Annotated in this window: 16 protein-coding genes; 6 read left to right on the top strand and 10 right to left on the bottom strand. The window is 26.3% G+C overall.

Translation table 11 applies throughout. From position 1 onward, the window contains the following. The gene (locus tag NON08_RS13600; protein ID WP_256692163.1) at positions 1 to 1170 is read right to left on the bottom strand and encodes an NADP-dependent malic enzyme; all 1170 of its coding nucleotides are present in this window, start codon (positions 1168 to 1170) and stop codon (positions 1 to 3) included. Positions 1171 to 1358: 188 nt separating this feature from the next. Between NON08_RS13600 and NON08_RS13595 the strand changes: the two genes are divergently transcribed. Together NON08_RS13595 and NON08_RS13590 are read left to right on the top strand one after the other, a co-directional pair. Then, positions 1359 to 2342 carry a S66 peptidase family protein gene (locus NON08_RS13595; RefSeq protein ID WP_256692162.1) on the top strand — a complete coding sequence of 328 codons (984 nt, stop codon included), beginning with the start codon at positions 1359 to 1361 and terminating at the stop codon, positions 2340 to 2342. A gap of 60 nt (positions 2343 to 2402) precedes the next feature. Then, complete coding sequence (locus NON08_RS13590) at positions 2403 to 3080, top strand: polysaccharide deacetylase family protein (protein WP_256692161.1); 678 nt, start codon at positions 2403 to 2405, stop codon at positions 3078 to 3080. A gap of 28 nt (positions 3081 to 3108) precedes the next feature. Here NON08_RS13590 and NON08_RS13585 read toward each other — a convergent pair whose 3' ends face one another. Further along, positions 3109 to 3336, bottom strand: a complete 228-nt coding sequence (locus tag NON08_RS13585) for a hypothetical protein (RefSeq protein WP_256692160.1) — start codon at positions 3334 to 3336, stop codon at positions 3109 to 3111. A gap of 139 nt (positions 3337 to 3475) precedes the next feature. Next, on the bottom strand, positions 3476 to 3733 hold the full coding sequence (locus NON08_RS13580; RefSeq protein WP_256692159.1) for a hypothetical protein: 258 nt from the start codon (positions 3731 to 3733) through the stop codon (positions 3476 to 3478). Positions 3734 to 3978: 245 nt separating this feature from the next. Here NON08_RS13580 and NON08_RS13575 point away from each other — a divergent pair, with 245 nt between their 5' ends. Both NON08_RS13575 and NON08_RS13570 read left to right on the top strand, forming a co-directional pair. Continuing rightward, positions 3979 to 4887 carry a GGDEF domain-containing protein gene (locus NON08_RS13575; RefSeq protein ID WP_256692158.1) on the top strand — a complete coding sequence of 303 codons (909 nt, stop codon included), beginning with the start codon at positions 3979 to 3981 and terminating at the stop codon, positions 4885 to 4887. A gap of 70 nt (positions 4888 to 4957) precedes the next feature. Then, entirely contained in the window at positions 4958 to 6193 is a 1236-nt protein-coding gene (locus tag NON08_RS13570; RefSeq protein WP_256692157.1) for a DEAD/DEAH box helicase, read from the top strand. 265 nt (positions 6194 to 6458) lie between these two features. Here NON08_RS13570 and NON08_RS13565 read toward each other — a convergent pair whose 3' ends face one another. Beyond that, positions 6459 to 7100, bottom strand: coding sequence for a LysE family translocator (locus NON08_RS13565; protein ID WP_256692156.1), 642 nt, complete (start codon positions 7098 to 7100; stop codon positions 6459 to 6461). A gap of 132 nt (positions 7101 to 7232) precedes the next feature. Here NON08_RS13565 and NON08_RS13560 point away from each other — a divergent pair, with 132 nt between their 5' ends. Then, the gene (locus tag NON08_RS13560) at positions 7233 to 7769 is read left to right on the top strand and encodes a helix-turn-helix domain-containing protein (RefSeq protein WP_256692155.1); all 537 of its coding nucleotides are present in this window, start codon (positions 7233 to 7235) and stop codon (positions 7767 to 7769) included. A 13-nt stretch (positions 7770 to 7782) separates the two neighbouring features. Next, a complete protein-coding gene (locus NON08_RS13555; protein WP_256692154.1) occupies positions 7783 to 8409 on the top strand; it encodes a class I SAM-dependent methyltransferase in 627 nt (208 codons plus the stop codon). Between the two features lie 26 nt (positions 8410 to 8435). On the opposite strand, the gene NON08_RS13550 is transcribed toward NON08_RS13555, so the two are convergent. From NON08_RS13550 to NON08_RS13525, 6 genes are all read right to left on the bottom strand, one after another. Beyond that, positions 8436 to 10892 (bottom strand): plasma-membrane proton-efflux P-type ATPase, encoded by a 2457-nt coding sequence (locus NON08_RS13550; RefSeq protein ID WP_256692153.1) that lies wholly within the window; start codon positions 10890 to 10892, stop codon positions 8436 to 8438. 12 nt (positions 10893 to 10904) lie between these two features. After that, a complete protein-coding gene (locus tag NON08_RS13545) occupies positions 10905 to 12284 on the bottom strand; it encodes a sugar porter family MFS transporter (protein ID WP_256692152.1) in 1380 nt (459 codons plus the stop codon). A 16-nt stretch (positions 12285 to 12300) separates the two neighbouring features. Beyond that, positions 12301 to 14286, bottom strand: coding sequence for a polyphosphate kinase 1 (ppk1, locus tag NON08_RS13540; RefSeq protein WP_256692151.1), 1986 nt, complete (start codon positions 14284 to 14286; stop codon positions 12301 to 12303). A gap of 111 nt (positions 14287 to 14397) precedes the next feature. After that, on the bottom strand, positions 14398 to 14751 hold the full coding sequence (locus NON08_RS13535; protein ID WP_256692150.1) for a cupin domain-containing protein: 354 nt from the start codon (positions 14749 to 14751) through the stop codon (positions 14398 to 14400). 69 nt (positions 14752 to 14820) lie between these two features. Next, positions 14821 to 15057 carry a hypothetical protein gene (locus NON08_RS13530; protein ID WP_256692149.1) on the bottom strand — a complete coding sequence of 79 codons (237 nt, stop codon included), beginning with the start codon at positions 15055 to 15057 and terminating at the stop codon, positions 14821 to 14823. A 171-nt stretch (positions 15058 to 15228) separates the two neighbouring features. Continuing rightward, entirely contained in the window at positions 15229 to 15987 is a 759-nt protein-coding gene (locus tag NON08_RS13525; protein ID WP_256692148.1) for an acyl-CoA dehydratase activase, read from the bottom strand. Positions 15988 to 16090: the final 103 nt, after the last annotated feature.

Genomic DNA, 16090 nt, shown 5'->3' with positions numbered 1-16090 from the left:
TTATTTTTTAACTAAATCTGAAATAGATTTTGCTACAGCCTCTGCAACTCTAGGATCAAATGGACTAGGTATTACATATTCAGTTGTTAATTCTTCATCAGTTATAAGATTGGCTATAGCTTGAGAAGTTGCAAACTTCATTTCTTCAGTTATTTTTTTTGCTCCACTTTCAAGTGCACCTTTAAATAGTCCAGGGAATGCTAAAACATTGTTAATTTGGTTAGGATAGTCTGATCTTCCTGTACCAACAATTTTTGCTCCTGCAGCTAGAGCTTCTTCTGGCATAATTTCTGGAGTAGGATTAGCCATTGCAAAAATAATTGAATCTTTATTCATCTCTTTTACCATTTCAGGTTTTAAAAGTCTTGGTGCCGACACTCCAATAAATATATCTGCTCCTTTTATTGCTTCTTTTAATCCACCCTTTAAGTTTTCTTTATTTGTAATTTCAGATAACTCTTTAGTTAGAAAGTTATATTCCCTATTTTTATCATCTCTAGCAATGATACCATCAATATCTATAGCTAAAATATCTGCTACTCCTAAAGTTTTAATCATTTTAATGATAGATGATCCTGCAGCTCCAGCTCCACAAACAATAACTTTAGCTTTAGTTATATCTTTTTTTAAAAGTTTGTATGAATTTAAAATTCCTGCTGTTACAACAATGGCAGTTCCATGTTGATCATCGTGAAATACAGGTATATCTAACTCCTCTTTTAATCTAGTTTCAATTTCAATACATCTAGGAGCGGAAATATCTTCTAAATTTATTCCACCAAAGCTAGGTGCTAATATTTTACAAGTTTTTATAATCTCTTCAGTATCTTGAGTATCTAAGCATATAGGAAATGCGTTAACTCCAGCAAACTCTTTAAAAAGAATAGATTTTCCTTCCATAACAGGTAAAGCAGCTTCAGCTCCAATGTTTCCAAGTCCTAATACAGCAGACCCATCACTTATAACAGCGACCATATTTCCTTTAGAAGTATATTTATAAACGTCAGTTTTATTTTCTGCTATTCTTCTACAAGGTTCAGCAACTCCTGGTGAATAAGCTAAACTAAGCTCTTCTTTTGAAGTTACAGATACTTTACTAATAACCTCAATTTTTCCCTTATTTTTTTCGTGAAGTTCTAATGATTTTTCATAAACAGTTTCTTTTTTCATGATACATCTCCTCTAAAAAATTTTTAAGTTTACTCAAGAGGAATAATAACATAAAAAACTAAATAAAAAAATTTAACAAAGATTATAAATAGTTAATTAAATTAATTAAATTTTTGAACTAAATTATTTACAAGAATAAGTTATAAAGTTATACTTATAGTTAATATAAATATAGAGGAGGAAAGTATATGCTTAAATTAAAAAAAGGAGATATAATTGGCTATTATTCACCATCTTCGCCAGTTACTTTTTTTGCTCCTAGAAGATATGAACGGGCTATAGAATTTTTACAACAAAAAGGATTTAAACTATTAGCAGGAAATCTTACTGGAAAAAATCAAGGTTATAGATCAGGAAACATACTGGAAAGAGCTAGTGAATTAAATACTCTTATTGAAAATAAAGATATAAAATGTATAATATCAACAATTGGTGGAAATAATTCTAACTCCATTTTGCCTTATATAAATTATGAAGAAATTAAAAAAAATCCAAAAATATTTATAGGATATTCAGATGTAACTGCTATTTTATTAGCCATTTATGCAAAAACAGGGATTATAACTTATTATGGTCCTGCTTTAGTTTCTAGTTTTGGTGAATTTCCTCCTTTAGTTGAGGAGACTTTTTCTTACTTTTCAAATATTTTAGTAGAAAATATAAAATTTCCTTATCTATTAAAAACTCCGGAACAATTTACAGATGAATTTATAAATTGGGAGGATCAAAAAAAATGCAAAAAAATGTATAAAAATAATTTAATAACAGTTATTCCTGGAAAAATCTCTGGAAGACTTATTGGTGGAAATTTAAATACTATTTATGGAATTTGGGGAAGTGAATATATGCCTGAAATAAAAAGTGGAGATATATTATTTATTGAAGATTCTTTAAAAACTGCTGCTGATATTGAACGAAGTTTTTCATTTTTAAAATTAAATAAAGTTTTTGATAAAATAAGTGGAGTTATTTTAGGAAAACATGAACTATTTAATAATCAAAATAGCAATAAAAGGCCTTATGAGATTTTATTAGAAGTTCTTGGTGATAAAAAAATACCTTTTTTAGCTGAATTTGATTGTTCACATACTCATCCTATGTTAACGCTACCAATTGGTTCTCAAGTTGAATTAGATGCTACAAATAAAAGAGTTACATTGTTAAGTTTTTAAAAGAAAAGCATCATATTTTAAGTATAAAAATACATAAGAAATTAAATAAGGGGGAGTTTTATGAATAAATTATTTATAATTTTATGTATATTTTTTTCAATATATTTTCAATGTTTTTCTACAGTTAAGATTTTTTCTCATGGAGATAAAAATGATAAAAAAATAGCTTTAACTTTTGATGATGGTCCAAATGATAGTTCTTTACCTAAAGTTTTAAATTTACTGAAAGAAAATAATATAAAAGCGACATTTTTCTTTATAGGAAAAGATATCCCTTCCAAAAAGAAAGAGGTAGAAAGAGCTTATAAAGAGGAGCATTTAATTTTAAATCATAGTTATAGTCATGGAAATTTTGGAAATTCTTCTAAAGAAGCTGTAAGAACTGAAATTAAAGAGACTAATGATATAATTAAAGAGATCTTAGGAGTTGAACCAGCCTTGTATAGACCACCATATGGAATTATTACTGAAAATGTAAAAAAAGCAGTAGAAGAATTAGATATGAATATTGTTTTATGGAATGTTGATGGAGAAGATTGGAACGCTAAAAGAAAACTAGATGAAGTTATAACTACTCAAGAAAAAGAAACAAAAAATGGAAGCATTATACTTATGCATACCCAGCCTGATAAAACAACATCTTACGAAGCGTTGAAAAAATTGATTCCTTATTATAAAAATAAAGGGTTTGAGTTCGTAAATTTAGAAGAACTGTTAAATATAAAAGCATATAAATGAAAAAAGAGGTATAAATTAAATACCTCTTTTACATATTTGTAGTCATAAATAAAGACATTGAAAGAAACCATATTATAGAACCTAAAATTATCATAACTAACGATGCAATAAGAAAGTTCTTTAAATTTTGATTAGTATTATTAGAAACTAACCATTTAATCCACATTATAATATTAACAATAGGTATCATCATTATAATTTGAATTATAATCCAGTCTTTGACTGTTAAAACTTTTTCATTATCTTTAACTTCCATTATTTATAAAAGATATTTAAAAATATCTTTTTTCACCTCCTCTTTAAAGTAGACATACAATATTGTACAGTTAAAAAATTAGATTTCCTTTACATTAATAAAAAAACGTTAAGAAATTTCTTAACGTTAAATTTAAATATTAATTAGCAACAGTTTCTATAATTTCCTCTGTATTGATAACTTCAGAATTAGGAATTACAATTTCTCCACTTGTTTCTTCTGTTACATCTGCAGCTACTGATTCTTCAAGAGCTTCAACGGTACTGTTAGTTGGAATTTTTTCAACAACAGTAGTTTGTTCAATAACAACTTCATCTGTTTTAAGTGAATTTTTATCGTCATTTCCACACGCTGTAAATATTGTTAATATTGATAATGTAAGTAAAATTTTTTTCATTATAAAACTCCTTTTAGTTGTAAATTCTTAGAATAAAATTATACACCTGTTTTTAATAATTGTATATTTGAAATTTTGATATAAAAATTTTGGTACAATTTTGCAACTATAATTAGTTCATATTTGTTTATAATCATAACAAATAAAAATTAGTTTGATTTTTTCTTGAACAAAAGTTATACTAAAGCAATAAGAGTAAAAAAATTTGAAAATAAAAATTTAATCAAAATAATTGGGGGATATATATGCTAGAAGAGTTACAGTCAATTTTTAATACTCTTTCAACAGGAGTTGTAGTTTTAAATAATAAAGCGGAAGTAAAATTTTTAAATCAATATATGACAAGTGTTATAAAGAAAAAAAAATTAAATACTTTACATTTAGGAGAACTTTTTGGAAATTTATTTACTTGTATTCATACTGAAGAAAATAGTCAAAAATGTGGGGAAACAAAAAATTGTCCAGAATGTCCACTTAGAAATTCATTAGAAAATGTGTCAAAAGCGCTTCAAATAGTTGTATTTGAAAAAGAATTTTATCTTACTGAAGAGAAACAAAAATTAAAAAAATTTTTTGGAATTAGTATGAAGCCAATTCTAAATTCCTTAGAAGGTGAAGTTTTAATTGAAGTATTTCCTATAAAACATGATAAAGTTAAAGAATTTTATATTTATTATCAAAGTATAGAAGAGGTAAATAAAAAAGTCTATAAAGATCTTTTAACTGGTCTTTATAATAGAAATTTTTATGAAGAAAAAATATCAAAAATATACTCTAATTTTAACACTTTAAGTGTTATTTTATTTGATATAGATAACTTTAAAAGTTTAAATGATACACAAGGTCATATAGAAGGAGATCGTATTTTAAAAGAACTTTCTGAGATAATAAGGAAGAATACTAATGGTGAAAGTTATGGAATAAGAATGGGTGGAGATGAATTTCTAATATTGCTTAAAGAGAATAAAGAAAATGCATTAAACATAGCCAAATCTATTTTAGAAGATTTTAAAAAATTGAATAAAAGTATAAGTGCGGGATTAGTAGAAAAAAATGTGAATTTAATGGATATAAAAGAACTATATAAAAAAGCTGATATGGCTCTTTATACTGCAAAAAAAAATGGAAAGGGAACTATCGTAGTAAGTTATTAAATAAATATATGATATTCTTTAAAATCATGGTATAATACTTAATACACAAAAAATATTAAATGGAGAAAATATGAATTTTAAAGAATTTAATTTAAAGAAAGAAATAATGGCACAAATAGAAGCTGTTGGATATAAAGAAGCTACACCTATTCAAAGCCAAGCTATTCCTACGATATTAGAGGGAATTGACCTTTTAGGACTAGCAAAAACTGGAACAGGAAAAACTGCTGCATTTGTTTTACCAATTTTAGAAAAAATAGCAACAACAAAAGGTAAAGGTAAAGGAGTAAGAGCTCTTATAATAGCTCCTACAAGAGAGTTAGCTGAACAAATTAATAGTACTGTATTACAGCTTGGAAAACAAATTAATATTAAAAGTTTAACTGTTTATGGTGGAACATCAGTAAAAAAACAAGCGGACGCTTTAAAGACAGGAGTTGATATTGTTGTAGGTTGTCCAGGAAGAATATTAGACCATATAAATCAAGGCAATTTAGGACTTACGAGACTTGAATTCTTAGTACTTGATGAAGCAGATCATATGTTAGATATGGGATTTTTAAAAGATATTGAAAAAATTGTGAAATACACACCTAAAAAAAAGCAAACTCTTTTCTTTTCAGCTACAATGCCTAAAGAAATAAAAACACTTGCATTTAAAGTTTTACAAAAAAACCACAAAACTGTTGAAATTGAATATAAAGATCCTGTTAAGTTAATAGAGCATGAATTATATTATATAGATCACGATGATAAAAAAGCTAAACTCTTAGAATTATTAGATAATTCAGAAATTGAATCAGTTATTGTTTTTACAAACGGGAAACATAAAGCTAGACATCTTAGTAAAACATTAGAAAATAAAGGATTAAAAGCTGTAAACTTCCAAGGTAACTTATCTCAAAATCAAAGAGATGCAGCTTTATCAGGCTTTAGAAGTGGAGAATATAATATACTTGTGGCAACAGATATCGCTGCGAGAGGACTCGATATACCTCAAGTTACTCATGTTATAAATTTTGATTTACCTAAAACAGCTGAAGCTTTTACACACAGAAGTGGAAGAACAGGAAGGGCAAATAAAAGTGGAAAAGTTATATCATTCTCTTCAATAGATGATAAAAAAATATTAACAGAAATTTTAAAAGTAAATAAAATAGAATTTACTCAAATTCATGGTAATGAGAAATCATTATCAAAAAAACCGATAAAAGTATATAATGAAAATAACAAGAAAAATTTTAATACTAATAAAAAATCAGACAAGGCTCCAAATAAATTTAATTCAAACAGAAAAAAAATATAATAAAAAAGTCCATCTTCTAAAACTTAGGAGATGGACTTTTTTATTAAAATAACCAATCTCGTATTATATGTATAATACGAGATTGGTTATTTTGATTATATTGCTATAATCTTATATATATAAAATAAATTTATATTTTGCGAGATAAAATTTACTATAATACGAGACTATACATAAAACAAAAAATAACTTCAAAAAAGTTATTTTTGTTTTATGTAAAAAATAATTATTTTTTATTATTTGTAATTTATTGTTTTTTTAGATATTATAAACTTATTATTAATAATGAACCCATAGCTAAATAAACACCACTTGAAACATAATTCATATACTTTTGAAAATTTCCTTTAATATTTTTTATAAAATGCGATACAAAACTAGCTAAACATACAAACCAGATAATCTCAACTATTAAATAAATACTTCCCAATATTAGAGCTTCTTTTCCATAGTTTTGTGTGTCTATCACAAATTGAGGGATGAAAGTAACAAAAAATAATAAGATTTTAGGATTAGCTAAATTTGTAATAACACCTCTAAGATAGCAATTATTTTTTACTACTTTAGTATTTTCTAAATTATTTATATCTTTATTTTTTAAACTTATAATACCTACATAAAGTAAATATAAACCTCCTATAATTTTTATAACACTTAATAAGCTTGGAAAAACATATAATAATGATGAAAGTCCAGCAGCAGCAATTATATTGTAAATCATTCCTCCTGTCATAATTCCTAATGCTGATAAAATTCCTTCTTTTCTTCCTAAAGAAGCTGAATTGTTTAAAACATAAATTGTTGCAATCCCTGGTGTTGCTGCAATGATTAGTGATGAAAATATAAAACTTAGTAACATAATTTTAGTCCTTTCTACTTTTTTTGTATTTAATATTGATATCAACATTGAGATAGTAACATAGTTTCATATTTTTTTCAATAAAATAATGAATAATTTATTCATTATTTTGAATTTTGTGATAATATGATTTTTATGATATAATTATTATAAAGTATATAAAAGATGGGTGATATATAAATGGAAATATCAGAAAAAATAAAAAATTTAAGAAAAGATCGTAATTTATCTATTAAAGAACTTTCTGAAAAAACAGGTCTTTCTGTTGGTTTTATTAGTAATTTAGAAAGAAATATTAATAGTCCATCAATAGCTAATCTTCAACTTATTTGTAAAGTATTAGATATAAGCTTAATTGATCTCTTAAAAGAAGAAAAAGAGCCTGTAACTATATTAAAATCAGAAAATAGAACACTACTTTTCACTTCAAATAAAGAGGGAACTAAATATTATAATTTAATTCCTGATAATTATGAACTTAATGGTAGTTGTGTTATTATAAGTCCTAAGCACACCTCTGAAAATATAAGATGGAGCCATTCACATGATGAGGTTGGAATTATTATTGAGGGAGAATTAGAAATAAATCTTTCAAATAAAAAAATCTATAAATTAAAAAAAGGAGATTCAATTTATATAAAGAAAAATACACCTCATAAATATCGTAATCCTGGATCTGTTCCTGCTATTACTCATTGGTTTTCTATAAAAAAATAAAAAGGAGATTTATTTGAAATTAAAAAAACTTATAAATTATAAAGAGAATACAATTAATTTTTTTAATAAAATGTCTAATAAAAAACATGGAGATTCATTTAAACATTATGATAATGTTATTAATTGGATAAAAAAATTCCCCATGAATACACTTTTAGATTTAGGAACTGGAAAAGGAGATTTAATAGAAAAAATAATAATAGTTTTTTCAAAAAATAATAAAAATTTAAATTTAATAGGTATTGATATATCTCCTAAAATGATTGAACAGGCTAATAAAAAAAATCTTTTAGCTGAATTTAAAGTTGGAGATAGTGAAAATATAGAATTTAAAGATTCTTATTTTGATATTATAACTTGCATAAATTCATTTCACCATTATTCTAATCCAGAAAAAGCTATTTCTGAGATACAGCGAACTTTAAAACCAAACGGTATTATTATTTTAGGAGAAATTTGGCTTCCAATTTTTCTAAGAAATTTAGTTAATTTTATATTACCCTTTTTAAAAACAGGAGATTATAAAATTTATTCAGCTAAAGAAATTGAAAAAATTTTTTCTAATCAGAATATTAAATTATTAGAAAAAAAGTATATTTTTCCAACTAACTATACTTATTTATTTAAAAAGCTGAAATAAAATTAATTTATTTCAGCTTTTTATTTTTATTTCATTCTTTTTAAAATAGTTGATATAAATGACAGCGGAAACATCCATACAATATTATAACCCCAAACATATAAAATATCTTTTATCGTTATAGATTCTACTAACCATCCAAAATAAGTCATAAATACAACAAAAATTTGTGTTAAAACTATAGCTAAAAATAATTTCCATTGAGGAAACGGCTTTGTAAAAAACCATCCAGAACGTCTCGTTATAAATAATAATAAATGTCCACCAACAACTAATTGTAAGAAAACTAGAGTTTGCAGTTGGCTAAAGCTTGTTATTTGACTCCAATCTCGATCTGCCCATATAACAAGAGCAATACTTTGAATAACAGATATAATTCCTAAAACAAAACTTACAGAAAATACTTTCTTTTTATTCCAAACAGAAGGTCCTGAACTTATCTCAGCATTGTCATAAGCAATTGTCATTATAGGAATATCATCTAGTAATGCCAAGGATACAAGCATTATTGCTGTTAATGGAAAAAATGAATTTCCTTCCTCTGGTATAACTCTATGAATTAAATACTTTCCTATTAGTGTTACAGCTACAGAAAATATCATAATATTAATAGTCATTGCTATCCTATAATATATATAACTCATCATTCTTGAAAAAATCTTTTTAGCTTCATTTACAGCATTTTCAATTACACTAAGTCCAGGATTGGTTAAAATTAATGCAGCAGCAGCTCTTGCTGCATCAGTAGCACCTGAAACTGCAATTCCACAATCAGCTTGTTTTAAAGCTGGAGAATCATTAACTCCATCTCCTGTCATAGCACAAACATGCCCTTTTGATTGAAGTACTTTAACTATTTCGTATTTATGTTGAGGAAAAACTTCTGCAAATCCGCTAGCTGACTCTACCTGTTTTTGCATATTTGAGTTTATTTGTATGTTTTTATCATCTGTTCCAAAGACATCTGTTGCTAGTAAAATATTATCTCCTATTCCAAGCTGATTAGCTACTTCCTTAGCTATATTTTGACTATCTCCTGTTATCATTTTAACATTTATTCCTTCTGCTTTTAAAGCTTGAACAGTTGATTTACTATCTGTTCTTAATGGATCTGCTAAAGAGAATGTTCCTACATAACTCCATGTCTCTCCATCACCTATTGCAACTCCTAAAGATTTAAATCCATGAGAAGCTAATTCATCTATTTTATCTTGAATTACTTTTAAAGTATCACCAACTAATTTACACATTTCAACAATAACTTGAGGAGCTCCTTTTACTATATGAAATTTTTTCCCGTCTTTTTCTACAATAGCTTCTACTCTTTTTATAACAGGGTTAAAAGGTATAAAAGTATCAACTTTGTATTGACTTAATTGATCTTTTGATTTTAAAGTATTTTCAATAGCTAAATCAATAACATCTTCTCCTTTTGGGTCTGATGCTAAAACTCCATATATAGTCATCAAATCTGTAGTATTATTTCCCACAGGAAAAACTCCTGCAACACTTAATTTATTTTGTGTCAATGTTCCAGTTTTATCACTACAAAGAACATCTACACTAGCTAAAGCTTCTATAGAGTTTAACTTAGATACTATCGCTTTCATTTTAGACAATTGTAAAGCTCCTAATGCTATTGTTACTGATATTACAGCAGGCATAGCTACTGGAATTGTTGCAACCATTAGAACTAATACTGTTTTTACTATTCGTAAAATAGTAGTTTGATCTAAAGGTCTTATTAATATTAATTGGAATGTTACAAGAATTATAGATAAAATTATTGCACCAATTATTAAAAAATTACCTACAGATGTTATTTCACCTGTTAATTGACTTTTAGCACCAGCTTCGGCTACTAATTTTGCTGTTTTACCAAAATAAGTATTTACTCCTGTTGCAGTTACAACGACTATTACACTTCCTTCTTTAGCTATAGAACCTGAATATATAACATCTTGTATATTTTTAGTTACAGGTAAACTTTCTCCAGTCAAAGCTGATTGATCTACTGTTAAGTAGTCTCCACTTAAAATTTGAGCATCAGCAGGAACAACATTTCCTAAAGTTACTGCAACAATATCTCCCATAACTAAATCTGACGCTGGAATTTCTTGCCATTTAGAATCTCTTAAAACATTAGCTTTTAATGCTAAATCATTTTTTAATGCTGCTAGTGCATCTTGAGCACTTTTATCTTGTCTCCATCCAATAAAAGCATTTAGTAAAAGTAATAACAATATAATTATAAAATCTTTTATATCCATTGTTATTAATGATAGTACAATTGCAGCTTCAATCATCCAAGGAATTGGCCCCCAAAAATATGGCATCAATTTCTCTAAAAGAGTTTCTTTTTTTTCTTCTAATGCATTTTTTCCATCTCTTGACAATCTTTTTTGAGCTTCTACAGTTGATAATCCATTTTTTCCATCAGTTTCTAATTTTTTCAATAAATCATCATTTGAGATTTTATCCATAACTTTTTCCTCCTATCCATCTTTTAAACTCCAGTATTCTGAAATTTCATGCAGTGATTTTCCTTTAGTTTCAGGAATTGTAAAAACTAAAATAAAAAAAATAAATCCAAAAACTGAATAAATAAAAAATATTGAAGATCCTTTAAAAATCCTGTTTAAAAAAATACTATTCGCTATTATAGGAAGCGTCCATGATACTAAAAAATCACTCATCCAGTTTATAATCCCCGCAAAACCAAGGCTATATGCTCTTAATGGAGTTGGAGATAATTCACCTATATATAAAAATCTTATAGCTCCTGCTGAAAAGTTATAAGAAAATATAAATAGATAAACTAAATAAACAAGAAGCATAGAATAAGCATCCATATAGATATGGATTCCTATTATAAATAAAGAAGCTGACATAATAAATGTACCTATAAATAACAAAGTCTTCCTTCCAAATTTATCTACTGTAAGCATAGAAATTAAAGAGCCTATTGTAAAAAATATCCCATTTATTATGCTTTGATAAAAAGCTGTATCAGGACCTTCGGGCATTATTTTTCTAAAAATATCTGATGAATAATAAATCAATGGATTAATACCACAAAGTTCCGTTAAAGCAGCCATAAAAAATGATATAAATATCAATTTTTTTAATTTTCCACTTTTTTCCATTTGATGTTCTATATTCTTTGTTTCATCATCATTCCTATTATATTTACTATGTGTCTCTATAAATTTATCACTATCTATATCAGGCCATATTTCTTCCATAAGCTTTTTCGCTTCATCATCTCTATTTTTCATTAAAAACCAAATTGGACTATTTACTATAAAAAATAAAAAAATTAAATAAATTATAACTACAATAACCTCAGTTCCATATATTGTTTTCCACATCCAAATGTTATCTTGAGATAAACTTTGATGATTTAACATAATAAATGTCATAAAATAACCAACAATTATTCCTAATCCCGTTGTAAATTGTAGTATCGATCCTAATCCTCCTCTTATACTAGGAGGTGCAATTTCTGTTACATATGATGGTTCTGAAGAAAATAATAATCCCATTCCCGCTCCAGCTATCCCTCTATATAATAGAAATAGTTTAAATTTATCACCAAATATATATACTCCAATTGCTCCAATTAACATTAGTATAGTACCTATAATTAACGCTTTTTTTCTTCCCATATCATCATTTATTCTCTTAGTAAAAAGACTCCCAAAAACTGCCCCTACTATAAAAACAGATAATGCAAATCCTTCCCAAGCTGAATTAAGATTAAAGTGTGTAGCTACATTATTTATAGTTCCACCTGATACTCCCATATCGTAACCTAAAACAAAGCCTGCACTTCCTGCAATAAAGGATGAAATTATAGCTTTTTTATACTTCATATTTAGTCCTCCTTTTTCAGAATTTATTATTTAAATAATAATCTTGATATGAGAACTCTTTTTCATCTTTGGAAGTTTTTACTAAAGAATACGTTCCATCTTCATTTTCTTTCCATCTTTTAACATTATCTTTTAATATATTTTCAAAATAAGAATCTAACTGAATTTTATTTTTACTATTTTTGACAGGAAACATAAGCTCCACTCTTCTCTCTAAATTCCGTGTCATCCAGTCTGCACTTGATAAAAAATACTCTTTCATGCCATTATTTTCAAAAATATAAATTCTATTATGTTCTAAGAATCTTCCAACTATACTATAAACCTCTATATTTTCACTCATATTCTTTACTCCAGGTAACAAACAGCAAGCTCCCCTTACAATTAATATTATTTTTACACCAGCATTAGAAGCATCATATAATTTTTCTATCATACTTGTATCTGTTAGACCATTCATTTTTGCTATAATTTTAGCTTTTTTTCCTTTTAAAGCATTGCTTATCTCTCGATCCACTAATTGTTTAAATTTATCCTCTAGATCTTGTGGACCTACTCCTATTTCTTTCCATTTATTAGTTTCTTGAGGGCTTATTAAATTAGAAAATAAATTAGAAATATCCTCTCCGATTCCCTCATCAGCAGTAAATAAAGATATATCAACATAAGGAGCTTTATAATAATTTCCTGTTCCTAATTGAACATACCTTTTTATTTTATTTTCCTCTTTTCTTAGAATAAGAAGAGTTTTCCCATGAACTTTTAAATCTTTTATTCCATAAATAACATGGCATCCAACATGTTCTAATTTTTTAGCCCACTCGATATTATCTCCTTCATCAAATCTAGCTTTTGCTTCAACTAATACCGTAACTTGTTTTCCTTTTTTACAAGCTTTTTCTAATGCATCGATTATCGGCGAATCATGATGTTTTACTCTATATAAAGTTTGCTTTATTGCGAGTACATCTGGATCATCTGCTGCAGTATCAATTAATTCTGTAACCGCTTCAAATGATTCATATGGATGAAGCAACAATTTATCTTTCTTCTTTAAAGTTTCAAATATATTTTCTCCCTTCATCTTTTTTAAAAATTTTTCATTTAATGGTTCATACTTATATTTTTCATATCCATTTAGTTGTTCGATAGCCCATAAAAAATCTAAATTTATAGGTCCTGATATTTCATAGATTTCTGTTGTTAAAATACTAAAATTTTTTGTTATAAAACATTTCATATCTTTAGATAATTTCTTATCATATTCAACACGAATTACTTCTCCCCATTCTCTTTCTTCTAACTGATCTTCAACTTCTTTTATAATATCTTCATTTACTTTTGAATCTTCTAAAATTTCAATTCCTTCATCCCTTGTTAATCTAAAAATTCCAACTTCCTTTATTTCAAAATCTATTAACTGAGATTCTAAATTTCCTTTAATTAATTCTTCTATTAAAATAAAATGATTTTTTTCATCTGAAATTTTAATAAGTCTTTCGAATTCTCCTCTTAATTCAATCATAATAACTTTTTTATCTTTTGTTCTTTTACTTTCTATCATTCCTAATAAAACTAAATTTCCAGATGCTATTCTTGGTATCGGATGAAATGGGTCAATTTCAATTATCTCAAGAACTGGTTGAATTAATCTTTTAAAATAATCATCTCCAATTTCTTTCTCTTTTTTACTTAAATTTATATATTCTTTTATATCAACATCTAATTCTTTTTTTAAATCTTTTAAATATAAACTGTATTCAGTATAAATATTATCTACCATTTTTTTTATGCTATTATAAATTTTTTCTCTTTCTTTCTTTTCTCTTTTTTTAGGTATTCTAACCATAAAAAATTGATCTAAATTAGTTGAAGCTATTGCTAAAAACATCGCTCTTTCTAAAAGTGGATTCCTTCCTAATTTTGCTTCATAAACAACTTTATTATTGAATTCTAACCAACTTAAATCACGATTATAAATTTCTTTTTTCTTTTCTTTCATAAAAGCTCCTCCTAAAAATCTTTATTTAGAACTATATAGAAAAAATCTATAAATTTTCCTTGTTTTTCAATAAAAAAAAGATGAAATTAAATTAATCTCATCTTTTAATTACTAATTTTTATGATTGATTACTACTGCTAGCATCTCTAATTCGCCATCCCCTAGGTTTTCAATAGAATGCTCTTCGTTATGAGATGTATAAACTACATCGCCTTCATTTACTAAATAGGTTCCATTCTTTTCTAAAACTTTTCCAATTCCTTTTAAGATATAGTAAACTTCAAAATCATCTATATGCTTATGAAGTCCTATTGATGATCCCTTCTCTAAAATCACTCTACTAAAAAGTTTACCTTCATCTTTTAGTTCTTGTTCAGTAAGTATTTCAACCATTCTTAACTTTCCTTTACCACCTTTTAAAGCTTCTATTTCTTTAGTTTTTAAATCAGATTTTTTTTTAATCATAGCTACATCCTTTTTAAATTTATTTTAAGAATATCACTATATAAAAATAATTTCAAGATAAATTTAACCTTAGTTAATTACCTCTAATAACTCCCAATCTTCTTCGCTTCTTTTAAAATATCTAATAACCCAGTTACTCTCTAGCTTTAATTTCAATTTTTCAATATATTTACTTGCGTCTTCTGGAGTAGGAAAAAATTGTCTTGAATCTATAAAGTCATAGTTTTCATTGTTTATAACTTGTATCCCTTTAAATATTTCAACCTTATACTGCCTTTTTAACTCTTGTTTCTTTACGTAATTCATAAAACCTCCGATTTAAATTTTATAAAATAACCAAATAAAAATAAAACAGCCTTGTTCAAATTACAAGGCTGTATGATAAATCATTTAAAGACTTTATATTTTTAAAATATACACTTTGACAAAAAATAATCCTTATATTATTATATCTTATATTTGTAAAAAAGTATAGTTTTATATTTTTTGCATTAGTGCAGCACCAATAGCTCCTGCAAAACGTCCCAAATCATCTGTTGATATTTTTGTTCCCAATTTTTTAGAAAGTTCTTCTATAAAATATGAGCTTGAACATAATCCTCCTGAAAGAAAATATTCTTCTGCTAATTTACTTCTACTAGCAAGACCAGCAACTTTATTAACCACTGAATCAACAATTCCACAAGCTATGTCTTCTTTAGCAGTTCCTCTTCCCATTAAACTAATAACTTCACTTTCAGCAAAAACAGTACACATAGAAGAAATCTCCACTTTTTTACCTTGACTAGCTAATTCATAAAGCTCATTTAATTTTACCCCTAAAATGTTAGCCATTACTTCAATAAATCTTCCCGTTCCTGCAGAACATTTATCATTCATAATAAAGTTTTCAACATTTCCTGAGAAAACCTCTATAATTTTAGTATCTTGTCCACCTATATCTATAACTGTAAAATTTTTCTTCTGTGTAATATACTGAGCTCCTTTACTATGACATGTTATTTCTGTAACTGTTTTATTAGCATAAGGAACTGAAATTCTTCCATAACCTGTAGCTGTTACTTTACATTCTTCAAAATTATATCCTTCATTTTCAAGATCACTTTTTATTTTTTCAGAAGTTTCTACACTACTCCAACCACTTGGAACTGAAAATACCTTTTCTAATATATCTCCTTTAAATATTGCTATTTTTGTAGCTGTTGATCCAATATCAATTCCTATTCTTATACACATTTTTTCAACTCCATATTTATATAAATTTTATCAAAAATATTTTATCATATTTTTAGATATTATTTTAGAAAATAAATCTTAAATGTATTAAATTTAATTAGCG

This window comes from Cetobacterium sp. NK01 (assembly GCF_024506395.1).
Taxonomy (GTDB): domain Bacteria; phylum Fusobacteriota; class Fusobacteriia; order Fusobacteriales; family Fusobacteriaceae; genus Cetobacterium_A; species Cetobacterium_A somerae_A.
Note: the sequence above shows the minus strand (reverse complement) of the source record. Positions and strands in the feature narration are given on the sequence as shown.

Bases quoted from the DNA above. Each gene is read 5' to 3' on its own strand.
- NON08_RS13600 (WP_256692163.1), bottom strand. From the start codon at position 1,170: ATGAAAAAAGAAACTGTTTATGAAAAATCATTAGAACTTCACGAAAAA.
- NON08_RS13595 (WP_256692162.1), top strand. From the start codon at position 1,359: ATGCTTAAATTAAAAAAAGGAGATATAATTGGCTATTATTCACCATCT.
- NON08_RS13590 (WP_256692161.1), top strand. From the start codon at position 2,403: ATGAATAAATTATTTATAATTTTATGTATATTTTTTTCAATATATTTT.
- NON08_RS13585 (WP_256692160.1), bottom strand. From the start codon at position 3,336: ATGGAAGTTAAAGATAATGAAAAAGTTTTAACAGTCAAAGACTGGATT.
- NON08_RS13580 (WP_256692159.1), bottom strand. From the start codon at position 3,733: ATGAAAAAAATTTTACTTACATTATCAATATTAACAATATTTACAGCG.
- NON08_RS13575 (WP_256692158.1), top strand. From the start codon at position 3,979: ATGCTAGAAGAGTTACAGTCAATTTTTAATACTCTTTCAACAGGAGTT.
- NON08_RS13570 (WP_256692157.1), top strand. From the start codon at position 4,958: ATGAATTTTAAAGAATTTAATTTAAAGAAAGAAATAATGGCACAAATA.
- NON08_RS13565 (WP_256692156.1), bottom strand. From the start codon at position 7,100: ATGTTGATATCAATATTAAATACAAAAAAAGTAGAAAGGACTAAAATT.
- NON08_RS13560 (WP_256692155.1), top strand. From the start codon at position 7,233: ATGGAAATATCAGAAAAAATAAAAAATTTAAGAAAAGATCGTAATTTA.
- NON08_RS13550 (WP_256692153.1), bottom strand. From the start codon at position 10,892: ATGGATAAAATCTCAAATGATGATTTATTGAAAAAATTAGAAACTGAT.
- NON08_RS13545 (WP_256692152.1), bottom strand. From the start codon at position 12,284: ATGAAGTATAAAAAAGCTATAATTTCATCCTTTATTGCAGGAAGTGCA.
- ppk1 (WP_256692151.1), bottom strand. From the start codon at position 14,286: ATGAAAGAAAAGAAAAAAGAAATTTATAATCGTGATTTAAGTTGGTTA.
- NON08_RS13535 (WP_256692150.1), bottom strand. From the start codon at position 14,751: ATGATTAAAAAAAAATCTGATTTAAAAACTAAAGAAATAGAAGCTTTA.
- NON08_RS13530 (WP_256692149.1), bottom strand. From the start codon at position 15,057: ATGAATTACGTAAAGAAACAAGAGTTAAAAAGGCAGTATAAGGTTGAA.
- NON08_RS13525 (WP_256692148.1), bottom strand. From the start codon at position 15,987: ATGTGTATAAGAATAGGAATTGATATTGGATCAACAGCTACAAAAATA.